Below are 14,501 nucleotides of genomic sequence, written 5' to 3' on the forward strand. Positions count from 1 at the left end.
AGCGCACCGCGGGGCGCCCGGCGGAACCGGGGGAATGACCTGGTCGTGTGGTCACCACCGCCGCGGCACCGGGAATTTCGGGCGCCCGGCACCGTTTGGTGAGGCATGGAACCGGAATTCGGGCTGGACACCTTCGGCGACGTCACCGCGGACGCCGACGGCCACCGTCTGCCCTACGCGCAGGTGATCCGCAACGTCGTGGAGCAGGCCGCGCTCGCCGACTCGCTCGGGGTGGACGCCTTCGGGCTGGGGGAGCACCACCGGGAGGACTTCGCCGTCTCCGCGCCGGAGGTCGTGCTCGCCGCGATCGCCGCCCGCACCGAGCGGATCCGGCTCGGCACCGCCGTCACCGTGCTCAGCTCCGACGACCCGGTGCGCGTGTTCGAGAGGTTCGCGACGCTGGACGCGGTGTCGCACGGGCGCGCCGAGATCACCCTCGGCCGCGGATCGTTCACCGAGTCGTTCCCGCTGTTCGGCTACGACCTCGCCGACTACGAACGGCTCTTCGAGGAGAAGGTCGACCTGATGGCGCACCTGCTCACCGAAAAGGCCGTCACCTGGGAAGGGACCGTGCGGGCGGCGCTGGCGAACCAGCAGGTGTACCCGAAGACCGAGTCCGGGCGGCTGCGAACCTGGGTCGGCGTCGGCGGCAGCCCCGAGTCCGTCGTGCGCGCGGCCAGCTACGGCTTCCCCCTGGTGCTGGCCATCATCGGCGGCGCCCCGGCCCGCTTCGCGCCTTACGTCGAGCTCTACCACAAGGCCCTGGACCAGATCGGGCTCGAACGGCTTCCGGTCGCCGTGCACGCACCAGGGTTCGTCGCCGCAACCGACGCCGAAGCCGCGGACATCCTGTGGCCGCACGCGCGCGTGATGACCAACCGCATCGGCGCCGAACGGGGCTGGCCGCCCCTGACCAGGGACCGGTTCGAGGCCGACATCGCCGAAGGCGCCCAGCACACCGGCTCACCGGAAACCGTCGCCCGCAAGATCGCCGGAACCGTGCGCGCGCTGGGCATCCAGCGGTTCGACCTCAAGTACTCCAACGGCACCCTGCCGCACGAGCACCTGATGAAAAGCATCGAGCTCTACGGTTCCGTCGTGATCCCGCGTGTGAAGGAACTGCTCGCCGCGGAATCCGCTGCACCGGGGCGTAGCGTCACCGGGAGTTGAGCCGGGCGGCCTGCTTCACGAGGTGGTCGCGCTCCGGAAGGTTCGGTGCCTGGCGGGCGGCTTCGGCGTAGAGCTCGGCCGCCTTCGCCAGGTCGCCGTTGCGCTCATGGAGGTAGGCGGCCACTGCGGTGTGGCGCGGCAGGGAAGGGTCGAGTTCCGCGAGGGCCACCAGACCGGCCGCGGCACCCTCGGCCTCGCCGACGGCCACCGCGCGGTTGAGGCGCACCACCGGGCTGCCGGTCAGGCCGGTGAGCTCGTCGTACCACTCGACGATCTGCGGCCAGTCCGTCTCCTCGGCGGTGGGCGCGTCGGCGTGCAGGGCCGCGATCGCGGCCTGGGCCTGGAACTCGCCCAGCCGGTCGCGGGCGAGGGCCGCCTGCAGGATCCCGATGCCTTCGCCGATCAGGCGGGTGTCCCACCGGCCGCGGTCCTGCTCGGCGAGCGGCACCAGGCTCCCGTCGGGCGCGGTTCGGGCGACGCGGCGGGCGTGGTGCAGCAACATGAGCGCGAGCAGACCCGCGACCTCGGGGTGGTCGATCACGGCCGCGAGCTGCCGGGTGAGGCGGATGGCCTCGGCGGAGAGGTCGACCTCACCGGAGTAGCCCTCGTTGAAGACCAGGTAGAGGACGCGGAGGACGGTGGCGACGTCGCCCGGCTGGTCGAACCGCGCACCCGACACGGTGCGCTTGGCCCGGCTGATGCGTTGCGCCATGGTCGCCTCGGGCACCAGGTACGCCTGCGCGATCTGCCGGGTCGTGAGCCCGCCGACGGCGCGCAAGGTGAGCGCGACCGCGGACGACGGGGTCAGCGACGGGTGGGCGCACAGGAAGTACAGCCGCAACGTGTCGTCCACAGTGGACGCGGGACCCGGTTCGGGTTCGGCGTCGGCGAGGTCTTCACGCCGCCGCCGGGACGTCTCGGCCCGCGTCGCGTCGAGGAACTTGCGCCAGGCCGCGGTGACCAGCCATGCCCGGGGGTCGCGCGGGGGAGCGGACGGCCACACGCGCAGCGCCTCGACGAGCGCGTCCTGTACGGCGTCCTCTGCCGCCGCGAAGTCGGCTCCGCGGCGGCAGAGAATTCCGAGCACCTTCGGTGTGAGGGTCCGGAGCAGCGCTTCGTCCACTTCGGAGGTCACTCCGTGGTGCCGGAGGATTCGTCCAGGAGCGGGCGCAGTTCGAGCCACTCGTGGATCGGTTTGCCGCCCGCGCCGGGGGCGGCGGACAGTTCGGCGGCCAGTTCGAGAGCACGGTCGTAGCTGTCGACGTCGATGATCATCCAGCCGGCGATGACGTCCTTGGTCTCGGCGAACGGGCCGTCGGTGACCGGCGGCCGCCCCTCACCGTCGTACCGGACGAACGTCCCGCCGGGGGCGAGCGCCCGGCTGTCGACGAACTCGCCGGTCTCCTCGAGGCGGCTCGCGAAGTCGTTCATGTACTGGATGTGGGCCGAGACCTCCTCGGGCGCCCACTGGTCCATCGGCACGTCGTTGACGGCGGCCGGGGCGCCGCAGTAGTGCTTGAGCAGCAGGTACTTGGCCATGGTGTTGCCTCCTCGATGCGGTACGGCTTGGTTGTTCACCGCTGGGACGGAGCCGTCCGCGGGTTCTCGACATCCTGGCGCCCGGGATTTCACCGGAGTGTAGGGCCGGGCGCGGTGGAGAGCCCCTCTCCGGCATTACTTGACATAATGTGCATTATCGGCGCACAGGAACCCACGGTGACAGGGCCTGTTGTGGCGACCGTCGGAGGAACGGTGGGCGACTTGCCGGTGCCGGGCTCATCCACTCGCTACGGTGACCGCGTCGTCGGCACGGGTGGAAGGACTTCGACGTTGAGGTCAGCTACCAAGTGAGCGGCCAGCTCAGTGCCGGTGCCGGCATCGGGTTCTCGTTCGTCGGCCTGGCCCTCGCGGTGCTGATGATCGCCGCGATGTGGCGGGTCTTCGGCAAGGCCGGGCAGCCCGGGTGGGCGGCGATCATCCCGATCTACAACACCGTCGTGTTGCTGCGGATCGTGGGCAGGCCCTGGTGGTGGATCCTGCTGATGCTGATCCCGCTGGGCAACATCGTGCTGGTGGTCATCGTCTACCTCGACCTGGCCAAATCCTTCAGCAAGGGCACCGGGTTCGGTGTGCTCACGATCTTCTTCTCGTACGTGTGCATCCCGATCCTCGGTTTCGGCGGCGCGCGTTACGTCGGCCCGGCCGGCGCGGGTGGCGGCCGGCCCCCGTACCCGGGTCAGCCCTATCCCGGTCAGCAATACCCGCCGCGGTGACCGGACACCGGTAACTTCACCACGCGTGAACCTTCGCGCTCTGCAGTACTTCGTCGTGCTCGCCGAGGAGCTCAACTTCAGCCGGGCCGCCCAGCGCCTGCACGTCGCCCAGCCGGCGCTGAGCCAGCAGATCCGGCGGCTCGAACGGGATCTCGGCGCCGAACTGGTCGACCGCGGCCACCGCCCGCTGCGGCTCACCGAGGCGGGCAGTTACCTGCTGACCGAGGCCCGCCAGATCCTGGCCTCGTGCGAGCAGGCCGCGCTCGGCACCCGCGAAATCGGCCTGGGAATGAAGGGGTGGCTTTCGATCGGGTTCACCCGGTCCGCGATGTACAGCATCCTGCCGCCCGCGTTGAAGGTGTTCCACCGGACGCACCCGGATATCGAACTGAAACTGTTCGAAATGGTGACCGAAGAACAGGCGGACGCGCTGCACGACGGACGGATCCACCTCGGAATCGGCAGGCAGCCCGCCCCGGTCGACGGCTGCACGACGCGCCCGCTGCTGCGGGAGCGCGTGATGGCCGTCCTCACCCCCGACTCCCCCGCGGCCGGGAACGACGAGATCGAGATCGCCGACATCGCCGGCACTCCCCTGATCCTCTACCCCCGGCACACCGGCGCGCAGTTCTCCGGGCTGGTCGAATCGCTGTACCGGGACGCCGGTTTCGTCCCGCCGGTCCGGTATCGCACGTTCGAGATCCAGACCGCGATCGCCCTGGTCGCGGCAGGTCTGGGAGTGACGTTCGTGGGTGAGTCGGTGGCGCGGCACGGGCGCTCGGACGTCACCTACCGGCATCTCACCGCGCCCGCGTCGGCGAAGTCGTCCACGCTCGCGGCGACGTTCCAGGCCGGCGACACGTCGCCGCACCTGCATGCGTTCCTCGACTGCCTGCCACGGGCGGACGCACTATAAGCAGGCGCCTATACAAGAATAAGAAAGCGGTCTTGGACACCTTCTCCCCGTGATTCCTATGCTGATCCGATCAGAAATCCGGAACAGCGATGGAGTCAATGGTGACCGATCCCGATGGGGCGAAAATCGTCCGCAAAGTCTCGTTACGCCTGGTTCCGTTGCTGTTCCTCATGTTGTTCTTCAACTATCTCGACCGCATCAACATCGGGTTCGCGGAACTGGACATGGGCACCGACCTCGGGTTCAGCGCCTCGGTGTTCGGGCTGGCCGGCAGCGTGTTCTTCCTCGGCTACATGCTGCTGGAGGTGCCGAGCAACCTGATCATGCGGCGGGTGGGCGCTCGGCGGTGGATCGCCCGGATCCTGCTGACCTGGGGCGCCATCGCGGCGCTGACCGGGTTCGTCGTCGACGACACCAGCTTCTACGTGATGCGGTTCCTGCTGGGCGTGATGGAGGCCGGGTTCCTGCCCGGTGTCGCGGTGTACGTGACGCACTGGTTCCCGGAGCGCTACCGGGCGCGGGCGGTGGGCGGCTACATCATCGGCAGTTCGGTCGCGGCGGTGCTCGGCGGTCCCCTGTCGACGGCGATCATGACGTTCGCCGAGGACTGGCTGGGCCTGCACGGGTGGCAGTGGATGTTCCTGCTCGAAGGCGGTGCGGCGATGGTGCTCGGTGTGGTCGCGCTGCGCTTCCTCACCGAACGTCCCGTGGACGCGAAGTGGCTGACGCGGCGGGAGAAGGACTGGCTGGAATCCGAACTCGCGGCGGAGCGGGAGGCGCTGGGCGGTGACCGTCACGTGCCGCTGTGGCGGGTGGCGCGGGACTCGCGTGTGTGGAGCCTGGCGATCCTGTTCGGCTGCGCCCTGGTGGGGATCTACGGGCTGCTGCTGTGGCTGCCGCAGATCATCAAGGCATTCGGCGGGCTCAGCAACCTGGAAGTGGGGTTCCTGTCCGCGGTGCCGCCGCTGCTGGGTGTGCTGGGCACGTTCCTCGTCAGCCGCAGCTCCGACCGCACCGGTGATCGCAAGAAGCACCTGGCGCTGGTCTACGGGCTGAGCGCGGTGGCGATCGCGGGCAGCGCGTGGGCACCCGGCCCGGTCCTCGCCTACGTCCTGCTGTGCGTGACCGGCTTGTGCATCTACGCGGGCAATCCGTTGTTCTGGAGTCTCGCGGCGTCGTTCCGCACCGGCGCGGCGGGCGCGGCCACGGTCGCCCTGATCAACACGATCGCGCAGTTCGGCGGGCTCGTCGGCCCGTGGAGCATCGGGCTGGTCCGCGACGCGACCGGCAGTTTCACCCTGGCGCTGCTGACGATCGCCGGGTTCCTGGTCGTCGCCGCGGTCATCGCGCTGGTGATGCGCGTCCGCCCGCGCGACGAGCCGCTCGTCCACCACGTCCCCCGGGAGAAGACCGCGTGATCATCGACTGCCACGGCCACTACACCACTGCCCCGCCGGCGCACGCCGCGTGGCGGGAGCAGCAGATCCGGACAGGCACCCCGGCCCCGGCGCGACCGGTGATCGGCGACGACGAGATCCGCGAGACGATCGAGGCGAACCAGCTGCGGGTCCAGCGGGCGCGGGGTGTGGACGTCACCCTGTTCTCGCCGCGGGCGGCGAGCATGGGCCACCACCTGGGCTCGTTCGAGGCGAACGAGCGGTGGGCGCGGGAGTGCAACGATCTGATCCACCGCGTGTGCCGTCTGTTCCCGCGCCACTTCGTCGGTGTTTGCCAGCTGCCGCAGGCGCCGGGTGTGGCGCCGGCGTCCGCGGTCGCGGAGCTGCGCCGGTGCGTCGAGGAGCTGGGGTTCGTGGGCTGCAACCTGAACCCGGACCCCTCCGGCGGCCGGTGGAGCGGTCCCCCGCTCACCGACCGGTCCTGGTATCCGCTCTACGAGGCGATGGTCGAGCTGGACGTGCCGGCGATGGTGCACGTGTCCTCGTCGGGCAACGCGAACTTCCACACGACCGGGGCGCACTACCTCAACGCCGACACGTCGGTGTTCATGCAGCTGCTGACCGGGGACCTGTTCCTCGACTTCCCCGCGCTGCGCCTGGTGATCCCGCACGGCGGCGGGGCGGTCCCCTACCACTGGGGCCGCTACCGGGGGCTGGCGCGCGGCCTGCGGCGCCCGCCGCTCGGAGACCACCTGCTGAAGAACGTCTTCTTCGACACCTGCGTCTACCACCAGCCCGGTGTGGAGCTGCTGACCAGGGTGGTGCCGGTGGACAATCTCCTGTTCGCCTCGGAGACGGTCGGCGCGGTCGACGGGGTGGATCCGGAGACCGGCCACGACTTCGACGACACGCGCCGCTACCTCGACGCCGTCCCGTGGTTCGGCGAGGCGGAGCGCCACCGCGTCTACGAAGGCAACGCCCGCGCGGTGTACGGGCGGTTGCCGCGTCAGCTCGACCTGCAGCTCACCTGGTGAAAGGACTCCTCATGACCGTGATCGGATGGCGGCGGCACCCCTCGGTCCCGCCCGCCGGGCCGGAGATCGTCAAGGTGCTACGGGATCTGCCGGTGTCGTTGCTGGGCGACAACATGGCGCGGGCGAGTGGAGCGCTGGGCCTGCGGGCGTGGCACCGTGCGGCGCCGATGGCGGGCACGGCCGTGACGGTGCGGACGCGACCGGGCGACAACCTCGCGATCTACCGGGCGTTTTCCAGCTGCCGTCCCGGTCACGTCCTCGTGGTCGACGGTGGCGGCGAGACGAGCCAGGCGGTGATGGGCGACATCATGTGCAGCTATGCCGAGCACCTCGGTCTGGCCGGGGTCGTCGTCGACGGCGCGATCCGGGATGTGGCCGCGATCCGGAGCCGCTCGTTCCCGGTACACGCGCTGGCGGTGACGCACCGCGGCCCGTACAAGAACGGGCCGGGTGAGATCAACGTGCCGGTGTCGGTCGGCGGCATGGTGGTGCACCCGGGTGATCTGGTCGTGGGTGACGAGGACGGGGTGCTGGCGATCGCGCCGTCCGACGTCGAGGAGGTGGTGCGCGGGGCGCGGGCCCAGGCGCTGCGGGAGGCGGCCGCACTCGCCGCGATCGCCGACGGCACCTACGACCTGTCGTGGGTGTCCGGGCACGAGCGCCGCATGCGGGAGGGCTGAGTCTCAGCGCAGACGTTCGAGGTCGCGGGCGGTCTCGGCGAGTTCGAGTGCCATGCGGCGCAGCTCGCCGGGTCCGGCGCCGTCGTCGGCGGCGGTCACCACGTCCTCGGCGGCGCAGCGCAACTGGAACAGGCGGTCCTGCAGCGCGGTCAGCTCGGTGTCGGACAGCACGACGGCGTCCTCGGGCAGGCCGCTGCGCTGCACGGCGACCCGCCGTTCGTAGGCGCGCTGGCGGCAGGACTGGCCGCAGTACCGGCGTCGCCGGCCGGTGCTCCCCTGCTCCAGGCGCCGCCCGCACCACCCGCAGTGCACCACCGTGCCGCGCCGCCTCGCCGCGTCGGCATCCGGTGGCGCTTCCAGCTCGTCCACTCCTCCGCTCACGCACCAGACCCTAACCGGCCACCCGAAGCTCATGACGCGGCCACGCCGATGCTGGAGACTGGCAGGTGTGCAGAGCAACCACCCGTACCTGAGCGGCTCCCGGCCGCGCGCGTTCGCCCACCGCGGATGGCATCTGGACGACCTCGACGGGCTGGAGAACTCGCTGCCCGCGTTCCGGCGGGCGGTCGAGGAGGGCTATAGCTACGTCGAGACCGACGTGCACGCCACCGCGGACGGAGTGGTCGTCGTCCACCACGACGCGCTGCTGGACCGCACCACCGACGGTCACGGCCCGATCGCGAGGCAGACGTGGTCGGCCGTGTCGCACGCCAAGATCGGGGGCCGCACGCCGGTGCCGCGGCTGGAGGACGTGCTGGAAGAGCTGCCCCAGACCCGGTTCAACATCGACATCAAGAGCAGCCGCGCGGTCGTGCCGTTCGTCCGGACGATCGAGCGGATGGGCGCGGTCGACCGGGTCGCGGCCGCGTCGTTCTCCGACAACCGGCTGGCCACGATCCGCAAGCTCGCCGGGCCGAAGCTGATCACGTCGATGGGGCCGCGGTCGGTGGCGTCGCTGTGGGCGGGCGGCTGGTTGTCGTGGGCGCGGCTGAGCTTTCCGTGCCGCGGTGAGATGGCGCAGGTGCCGGCGCGCCAGGGTGCGCTGACGGTGATCGACCGCGGTTTCGTGCGCAGCGCGGAACGGGCCGGCGCCGAGGTGCACGCCTGGACGATCGACGACCGCGAGCAGATGCACCGCCTGCTGGACCTGGGCGTGCACGGCATCGTCACCGACCGCCCGGACGTGCTGCGCGAGGTGCTCACCGAGCGCGGCGCCTGGCCGCCCGCCTAGCGCGGGGGCTTGCCCTCCCAGGCGGCTTTCCAGGTCTTGGGGCCGAGGCGGCCGGAGTCGTTGATGCCGTTGGCGCGCTGCAGGTCGAGCACGGCCTGGCGGGTCTTGTCGTAGTAGCAGCCGGTGCCGGTGAAGCCGTAGCCGAAGGCGTTCATCCGCAGCTGGAAGGTCTTGAGGGCCTCGGCGCAGTCGCCGTAGGCGTAGACGACGCCGGGCCAGGCGGGTTTGCCGACGGGCACCGGGGCCGGGACGCGGCCGCCGATGTAGGCGCTGTCGGCGTAGCCGGGGACGCGTTTGCTGCGTCCGTCGGAGTCGTTGCGCAGCCCGAGCATGCCTGCGCACTCCCAGGGCTGCCAACCGCGCATCCGGTAGAGGTAGAGCGCGCGGTAGTCCTGCTCGGCCGGGGTGGCGAGGTCGGGCCTGCCCTGGCCGCCGACGCTGCGCCAGGTGGGCAGGTCGAACTGGTAGGCGCCGTAGTAGCCGTTCCCGGTGTTGACGGTATAGCGGTTGCTGGACTCGCACATGCGCAGCTTGAGCCAGGTCGCCGCACTCGGGTCCGCCGACGCGGACGGCGCGGCGACCAGCTGGACCCCCAGCGCCAGCAGCGCGGCGAGCGCCAGGCCGGCGAGCGCGCGTGCCGAGGGTCTCCAGCGGTGTCTGATCATGCGGTCACGGTAAGTTCGTGCACCACCGATCACAACTGTCACATGCGTCTCTTCGGCATCACGAGGCCCGCCGTGACGGGAGCGAACCTGCCGGAAAAACCGGACAAAGCTCAGGGTCTTCGCCCCGCGCCCAGGGGCGGGAGTTTCACCCGATCAAGGGAGCCGCGCGCGGGGCTGGATAGGGTCGTCGGTCGTGACCACCTCTGGCGACTCCGATCCGGACCCGACCGACGCGCTGTCCCCGCTGCCCTCGCGCAACGGGTCCGGCACGCCGTCGCGGGGCAGGTTGCGGTTCTGCTATGGCCCGATGGACTGCGGGAAGTCCACGCTCGCGCTGCAGATCGACCACAACCACGCGCGGCAGGGGCGCCGCGGGATGCTGCTGGTGCGGCACGACCGGTCGGGTGAGCCGCGGATCAGCAGCCGCATCGGGATCACCCGGGAGGCGACCGAGGTGGGTGCGGACACGGACCTGCGGCAGCTGGTGCGCCGCGAGTGGGTCGCCGGGCGGCACCTGGACTACCTGATCGTGGACGAGGCGCAGTTCCTGTCCGCCGAGCAGGTCGAGCAGCTGGCGGAGCTGGCCGACGAGGTGTCCCTGGACGTGTACTGCTTCGGCATCGCCACCGACTTCCGCAGCAGGCTCTTCCCCGGCGCGCGGCGGCTGTTCGAACTGGCCGACGAGCTGCAGCCGGTGCAGGTCGAGGTGCTGTGCTGGTGTGGCGCGCCGGGCCGGTTCAACGCCAGGGTCGCCGACGGCGAGGTCCTCCGCGAGGGTGACACGGTCGTCGTGGCGGACACCGGTCCGGGGGTAGTTGAAAAGGCAAGTTCACCACACCGGCAGACCGACCCGGCTACGTTGCGTTATCAAGTACTATGTCGCCGCCATTTCCGCCTCGGCGACCTGGGGCCGGCCGCACCCCGGCATGGTCAGCTGCGACTGACCTGAACGGATTAGAGGCTCCCCCGCACGGGGGAATATGCCGGGAAGAGCGAGACATCCGCGTCACGTCGTGCACCGAATCGACTCTCTGGAGAGGAAGCTGTTGCCGAGGGGTGAGCCAGTTCATCGTGAGTAAGGACATGGTGCTGTGGGAATTCACAGTTGCCAGTATCCGTTGCATAGGGTGAGCATCACCCTGGCTCTAGACCCGGAGCCGACTGAAAGGACGTCATCATGGCCGACCGTGTTCTCCGTGGAAGCCGGCTGGGAGCGGTCAGCTACGAGACCGACCGCAATCACGATCTGGCCCCGCGCCGTACGGTGCGTTACGCGTGTCCCAAGAACCACGAGTTCGAGGTGCCCTTCTCCGACGACGCCGAGATCCCGTCGGTGTGGGAGTGCCGCCTGCACGGCAGCGAGTCCGAGATCGTCGATGGCGCGCAGCCCGAGCAGAAGAAGGTCAAGCCGCCGCGCACGCACTGGGACATGCTCCTGGAGCGGCGCAGCATCCCCGAGCTCGAGGAACTGCTGAACGAGCGTCTCGCTGAGCTGAAGGGACGGCGCACGTCCAAGACGGCGTAGTCCCTGCCCCTCCCACCACAGTCGACGGCCCCCGTGACCTCCCGCCACGGGGGCCGTCGTGCTGTCCGGGGTGGCGAGTGCGTCAGCGCTCGTTCGTGGACCGGGCGACGGGGTGCACGTAGAGGTTCTTGGGCCGTCGGTGCACGATCCGCCAGCCTTCGTCTCGTGGGTGTGCAGGTGGGGTGACACGGCGGTGGCCCGGTCCCCGCCGATCGTCACGGTGACCGTGCCCTTCGACGTGCTGCCACACGGGGTCCCTTGGTCTCCTGGGCAGAGGCCGTCGCGCCGGGCGAGCAGCGGGGCGCGCACCGGCAGCGTCGCCGCTCGGTCAGGGCCGCAGCCCGCGGAACGTCCGCCGCAGGTCGCTCACCCACGCCTGCGGGTTCTCCCACGGGATGAAGTGGCCGCCGCGCTCGTGGGCGGCTACGTTGACGTGGTTGAACCACTCCCCCTGTGGCCCGGTCTCGAACGCCCGGACCCGCTCGTCACCACCGTCGATGCCCGGCGGGTTCTCGCACGTCACGAGGGTGAGGCCGACCGGCGCCTGCACCACCGGGGTGCGGTCGTGGGCGGGCGTCCAGGGGTGGCGGTTGGCGTTGGCGTAGTACCGCATCGAGGTGGCGATGGAGTTGTTCACCCAGTAGATCGTGGCGTGGGTGAGCAGCTCGTCCCCGGTGAACACACTTTCCACGTACAACGAATCGGCGTACTTGTGGCCGAGCTGGCTGGATACGATGCCGCCGATGTCGCAGCCCCCGGCGGCGTACTTGCCGTACCCCAGGGTCTCGGTCATCAGGGTGTGCCAGAGGTCGGCGACCTTCCAGAAGTTGACGTCCGGGAACCCGGTGAGGGGCCCGGGGAACCCGAAGCCGGGCAGGGACGGCACGATCACGTCGAACGCGTCGGCCGGGTCACCGCCGGAGGCGGCCGGATCGGCCAGCGGGTCGATCACCTTCGACCAGTGCCAGAACGTCCACGGCCAGCCGTGGGTGAGGATCAGCGGGATCGGCCGGGGACCGCGGCCTCGGCCGTGCGCCAGTCGTAACCGTCCCGCCAGTAATCCACCAGCTCGCCGAGGTAGCGGGCCGGAACCCCGTAGGACCAGTCCTCGTTGCCCTCGTCCAGCGGCGCGCGGGTGAGCGCGAGCCGGGTCCGCAGGTCGTCCAGTGCCTCGTCGGGCACGTGGATCGGGGCCGGTTCCAGCGGGAAGGTCATGCCCGCCTCAGCAGGCCGCGCACCTGCTCGTACCGGTGGCGCGCTCCCCACAGCCCGACCCGCAGCAGGGCTTCGCGGATGATCGCGCCGCTCATCTTGGACTGGCCGATCTCGCGTTCGGTGAAGGTGATCGGCACCTCGACGACCTCGAAGCCGGTGCGCACCGTCCGCCACGCGAGGTCGATCTGGAAGCAGTAGCCGCGCGAGGCGATCTCCTCCAGCGGCAGTTTTTCCAGCACCTCGCGCCGGTACGCGCGGAAGCCGGCGGTCACGTCCTTGATCCGCACGCCCAGCGCCAGCCGCGCGTACAGGTTGGCCAGGCGCGAGAGCACCTCGCGGTGTTTCGGCCAGTTCACCAGGCTCCCGCCGGGCACGTAGCGGGAGCCGAGCACGAGGTCGGCGTCGCCGAGCGCGTCGAGCATCCGGGGCAGGTCCTCGGGGGCGTGGGAACCGTCGGCGTCCATCTCGATGACGGTCAGGTAGTCGCGCTCCAGGCCCCACCGGAACCCGGCCACATACGCGGCGCCGAGGCCGGCCTTCTCGGTGCGGTGCAGCACGAACACGCGCTCGTCCCCGGCGGCGATCTTGTCCGCCAGGTCCCCGGTGCCGTCCGGGCTGCCGTCGTCGACCACCAGCGCGTGCACCTCCGGCAGCGCCCGGTGCAGCCGGTCCAGGATGAGCGGCAGGTTCTCGCGCTCGTTGTAGGTCGGGATCACCACCAGCACCGGATCGATCGGCCGGGCCGCCCGTGGCGCGTGCGCCATCCCCATGTCCTCCCCCGCGGAGAGCTACTCCGCCCTGGTCGCCGTCGTGCTCGCGCCCCGGTTGCGCGAACGGAGCACGAGCCCGGCCAGCACCGCGACGAGCGCGGCACCGACCAGCCCGTACTCCGTCCAGGCACCGAGACGATCCGACAGCGTAGTCTGCGTCCGCAGTGGCACGCTCCCGACCAGGGATTCGGCGGTGAACTGGCTGGTCGAGACGGTCACGGTGCCGTCCGGTTCGATCAGTGCGCTGACCCCGCTGGTCGAGGACACCACGACCGCGCGGCCGTGCTCGACGGCCCGCAGCCGCGCCATCGCCAGCTGCTGGTAGGTCATCTCGCTGTGCCCGTACCAGGCGTTGTTGGTGGGCAGCACGATCAGCTGCGCGCCGTCGTTGACCGCGTCGCGGGAGACGTAGTCGTAGGCGATCTCGTAGCAGATGGGCACCGCCACGCGGGTGCCGGCGATGTCGAGGACGGCGGGCGCGGAGCCGGGCCGCATGTCGCCGGTGTCGTCGAGGAACGGCGTGAACCAGCGTGCGATGGCCCGCATCGGCACGAACTCGGCGAAGGGCACCAGCTGCTGTTTGCTGTAGCTCTGCCCGCGGCCGGTGGCCGGGTCCCACACGAATTCGGTGTTCTGCGTTGTGGACCCGGGTTCGCGGTAGCGCGCGCCGATGAGGGTGGGCACGCCGAGGTCGCGCACCACCTGATCGAGGACGGGGTCGGTGGTGGTGAGGTCGGTCGCGGTCTCCGGCCACACGATCAGGTCCGGGCGCGGCACCGCGCCGGAGCGGATCTGCCCTGCCAGCACCTCGCTCTGCGCGAGGTGGTTCGCCCGCAGCGTCGCCGACTCGTACATCAGGTCCAGGCCCACGTCGGGCGCGTTGCCCTGGACGGCGGCGACGGTGCGGGTGCCTGCCTGCGCGCCGGTGCCGATCGTGGGCCACAGGGCCAGTCCCGCGACGACCGGCACCACCGCGGCGACCACGGGCAGCCGCACCGCGCGCCAGTCTCGCCTGCCGGCGTGCACGAGCAGTGCGGTCAGGCCGAAACCGGTGACCACGACGGCGAATCCGAGCAGCGGCGCTCCGCCGACGGAAGCCAGCGGCGTGAACGCACCTTCGGGCTGGCTGAACGCGACCCTGCCCCACGGGAACCCGCCACCGGGCCACCAGGTGCGCGGGGTTTCGCTGGCGATGATCACCATCGCCATCCACACCGGCGCGCCGGGCAGCCGGGCCACCACGGTGCACAACGCGGCGGCCAGGCCGAGGTAGGCGGCGAGCGCGGCGGACAACGCCAGCCACGGCGCGGATCCGAAGCTGCGGCCGAGGAAGTCCTGCAGCCAGAACAGCAGCGGCAGGTAAAGGCCGAGCCCGAACACGAAGCCGTAGCCCAGCCCGCCCCACAACCGCCGTCCGCGCAGCACGAAGCCGAACCCGGCGAAGGCGAGCGGGGCGAGCCACCACAGGTCGCGCGGCGCGAAGCTGAGGTAGAAGACGAATCCCGACGCCGCGGCGAGCGCGAGGCGCAGCAGCCACGCCCGCCAGTTCCGCTTCGTCCGGGCGGGACGGGAAGCAGGGACGCCGGTCGGCTCGACGGTGCCTGCGGAGGGTGCTGCCACGCGAT

Annotated in this window: 17 protein-coding genes; 9 read left to right on the plus strand and 8 right to left on the minus strand. The window is 70.8% G+C overall.

What is annotated here, in order from left to right:
* The first annotated feature begins 105 nt into the window (after window positions 1-105).
* Complete coding sequence (locus HNR02_RS26670; protein WP_179776328.1) at window positions 106-1,170, plus strand: LLM class flavin-dependent oxidoreductase; 1,065 nt, start codon at window positions 106-108, stop codon at window positions 1,168-1,170.
* Here the strand turns inward: HNR02_RS26670 and HNR02_RS26675 are convergent.
* Window positions 1,157-2,293: an RNA polymerase sigma factor gene (locus tag HNR02_RS26675; protein ID WP_179777869.1), complete on the minus strand. Its 1,137-nt coding sequence runs from the start codon at window positions 2,291-2,293 to the stop codon at window positions 1,157-1,159. The two genes, HNR02_RS26670 and HNR02_RS26675, sit on opposite strands and share 14 nt — an antisense overlap.
* Before the next feature lie 8 nt (window positions 2,294-2,301).
* Window positions 2,302-2,709 (minus strand): YciI family protein, encoded by a 408-nt coding sequence (locus HNR02_RS26680; protein ID WP_179776329.1) that lies wholly within the window; start codon window positions 2,707-2,709, stop codon window positions 2,302-2,304.
* A 308-nt stretch (window positions 2,710-3,017) separates the two neighbouring features.
* Here HNR02_RS26680 and HNR02_RS26685 point away from each other — a divergent pair, with 308 nt between their 5' ends.
* The 5 genes from HNR02_RS26685 (at window position 3,018) to HNR02_RS26705 (ending at window position 7,470) form a co-directional block, all read left to right on the plus strand.
* Window positions 3,018-3,443: a DUF5684 domain-containing protein gene (locus HNR02_RS26685; RefSeq protein WP_179776330.1), complete on the plus strand. Its 426-nt coding sequence runs from the start codon at window positions 3,018-3,020 to the stop codon at window positions 3,441-3,443.
* Window positions 3,444-3,468: 25 nt separating this feature from the next.
* Window positions 3,469-4,359, plus strand: coding sequence for a LysR family transcriptional regulator (locus HNR02_RS26690; protein ID WP_179776331.1), 891 nt, complete (start codon window positions 3,469-3,471; stop codon window positions 4,357-4,359).
* 101 nt (window positions 4,360-4,460) lie between these two features.
* A complete protein-coding gene (locus HNR02_RS35755; protein WP_312861174.1) occupies window positions 4,461-5,777 on the plus strand; it encodes an MFS transporter in 1,317 nt (438 codons plus the stop codon).
* Complete coding sequence (locus HNR02_RS26700) at window positions 5,774-6,790, plus strand: amidohydrolase family protein (RefSeq protein WP_179776333.1); 1,017 nt, start codon at window positions 5,774-5,776, stop codon at window positions 6,788-6,790. Before HNR02_RS35755 ends, HNR02_RS26700 begins: the two co-directional genes overlap by 4 nt.
* A gap of 11 nt (window positions 6,791-6,801) precedes the next feature.
* Window positions 6,802-7,470 (plus strand): RraA family protein, encoded by a 669-nt coding sequence (locus HNR02_RS26705; RefSeq protein ID WP_179776334.1) that lies wholly within the window; start codon window positions 6,802-6,804, stop codon window positions 7,468-7,470.
* Window positions 7,471-7,473: 3 nt separating this feature from the next.
* Here the strand turns inward: HNR02_RS26705 and HNR02_RS26710 are convergent, their stop codons facing one another.
* The gene (locus tag HNR02_RS26710; protein ID WP_179777870.1) at window positions 7,474-7,839 is read right to left on the minus strand and encodes a hypothetical protein; all 366 of its coding nucleotides are present in this window, start codon (window positions 7,837-7,839) and stop codon (window positions 7,474-7,476) included.
* A 79-nt stretch (window positions 7,840-7,918) separates the two neighbouring features.
* Here HNR02_RS26710 and HNR02_RS26715 point away from each other — a divergent pair, with 79 nt between their 5' ends.
* Window positions 7,919-8,701 carry a glycerophosphodiester phosphodiesterase family protein gene (locus tag HNR02_RS26715; protein WP_179776335.1) on the plus strand — a complete coding sequence of 261 codons (783 nt, stop codon included), beginning with the start codon at window positions 7,919-7,921 and terminating at the stop codon, window positions 8,699-8,701.
* Here the strand turns inward: HNR02_RS26715 and HNR02_RS26720 are convergent.
* The gene (locus tag HNR02_RS26720; RefSeq protein ID WP_179776336.1) at window positions 8,698-9,366 is read right to left on the minus strand and encodes a transglycosylase family protein; all 669 of its coding nucleotides are present in this window, start codon (window positions 9,364-9,366) and stop codon (window positions 8,698-8,700) included. The two genes, HNR02_RS26715 and HNR02_RS26720, sit on opposite strands and share 4 nt — an antisense overlap.
* Window positions 9,367-9,559: 193 nt before the next feature.
* Here HNR02_RS26720 and HNR02_RS26725 point away from each other — a divergent pair, with 193 nt between their 5' ends.
* Together HNR02_RS26725 and HNR02_RS26730 are read left to right on the plus strand one after the other, a co-directional pair.
* Window positions 9,560-10,315, plus strand: a complete 756-nt coding sequence (locus HNR02_RS26725; RefSeq protein WP_179776337.1) for a thymidine kinase — start codon at window positions 9,560-9,562, stop codon at window positions 10,313-10,315.
* A 228-nt stretch (window positions 10,316-10,543) separates the two neighbouring features.
* Window positions 10,544-10,891: an RNA polymerase-binding protein RbpA gene (locus HNR02_RS26730; protein WP_179776338.1), complete on the plus strand. Its 348-nt coding sequence runs from the start codon at window positions 10,544-10,546 to the stop codon at window positions 10,889-10,891.
* 328 nt (window positions 10,892-11,219) lie between these two features.
* Here HNR02_RS26730 and HNR02_RS26735 read toward each other — a convergent pair whose 3' ends face one another.
* From HNR02_RS26735 to lnt, 4 genes are read right to left on the minus strand one after another with little or no spacing between them, the layout of a single operon-like run.
* Entirely contained in the window at window positions 11,220-11,843 is a 624-nt protein-coding gene (locus HNR02_RS26735) for an alpha/beta fold hydrolase (RefSeq protein WP_312861175.1), read from the minus strand.
* 44 nt (window positions 11,844-11,887) lie between these two features.
* Window positions 11,888-12,106 carry an epoxide hydrolase N-terminal domain-containing protein gene (locus HNR02_RS35760; protein ID WP_246339282.1) on the minus strand — a complete coding sequence of 73 codons (219 nt, stop codon included), beginning with the start codon at window positions 12,104-12,106 and terminating at the stop codon, window positions 11,888-11,890.
* The gene (locus tag HNR02_RS26740) at window positions 12,103-12,870 is read right to left on the minus strand and encodes a polyprenol monophosphomannose synthase (RefSeq protein WP_179776339.1); all 768 of its coding nucleotides are present in this window, start codon (window positions 12,868-12,870) and stop codon (window positions 12,103-12,105) included. The genes HNR02_RS35760 and HNR02_RS26740 overlap by 4 nt, the downstream gene beginning before the upstream one ends.
* A gap of 24 nt (window positions 12,871-12,894) precedes the next feature.
* Window positions 12,895-14,496, minus strand: coding sequence for an apolipoprotein N-acyltransferase (gene lnt, locus HNR02_RS26745; protein ID WP_179776340.1), 1,602 nt, complete (start codon window positions 14,494-14,496; stop codon window positions 12,895-12,897).
* Window positions 14,497-14,501 lie beyond the last annotated feature (5 nt).

This window comes from Amycolatopsis endophytica (assembly GCF_013410405.1).
GTDB classification, from domain to species: domain Bacteria; phylum Actinomycetota; class Actinomycetes; order Mycobacteriales; family Pseudonocardiaceae; genus Amycolatopsis_E; species Amycolatopsis_E endophytica.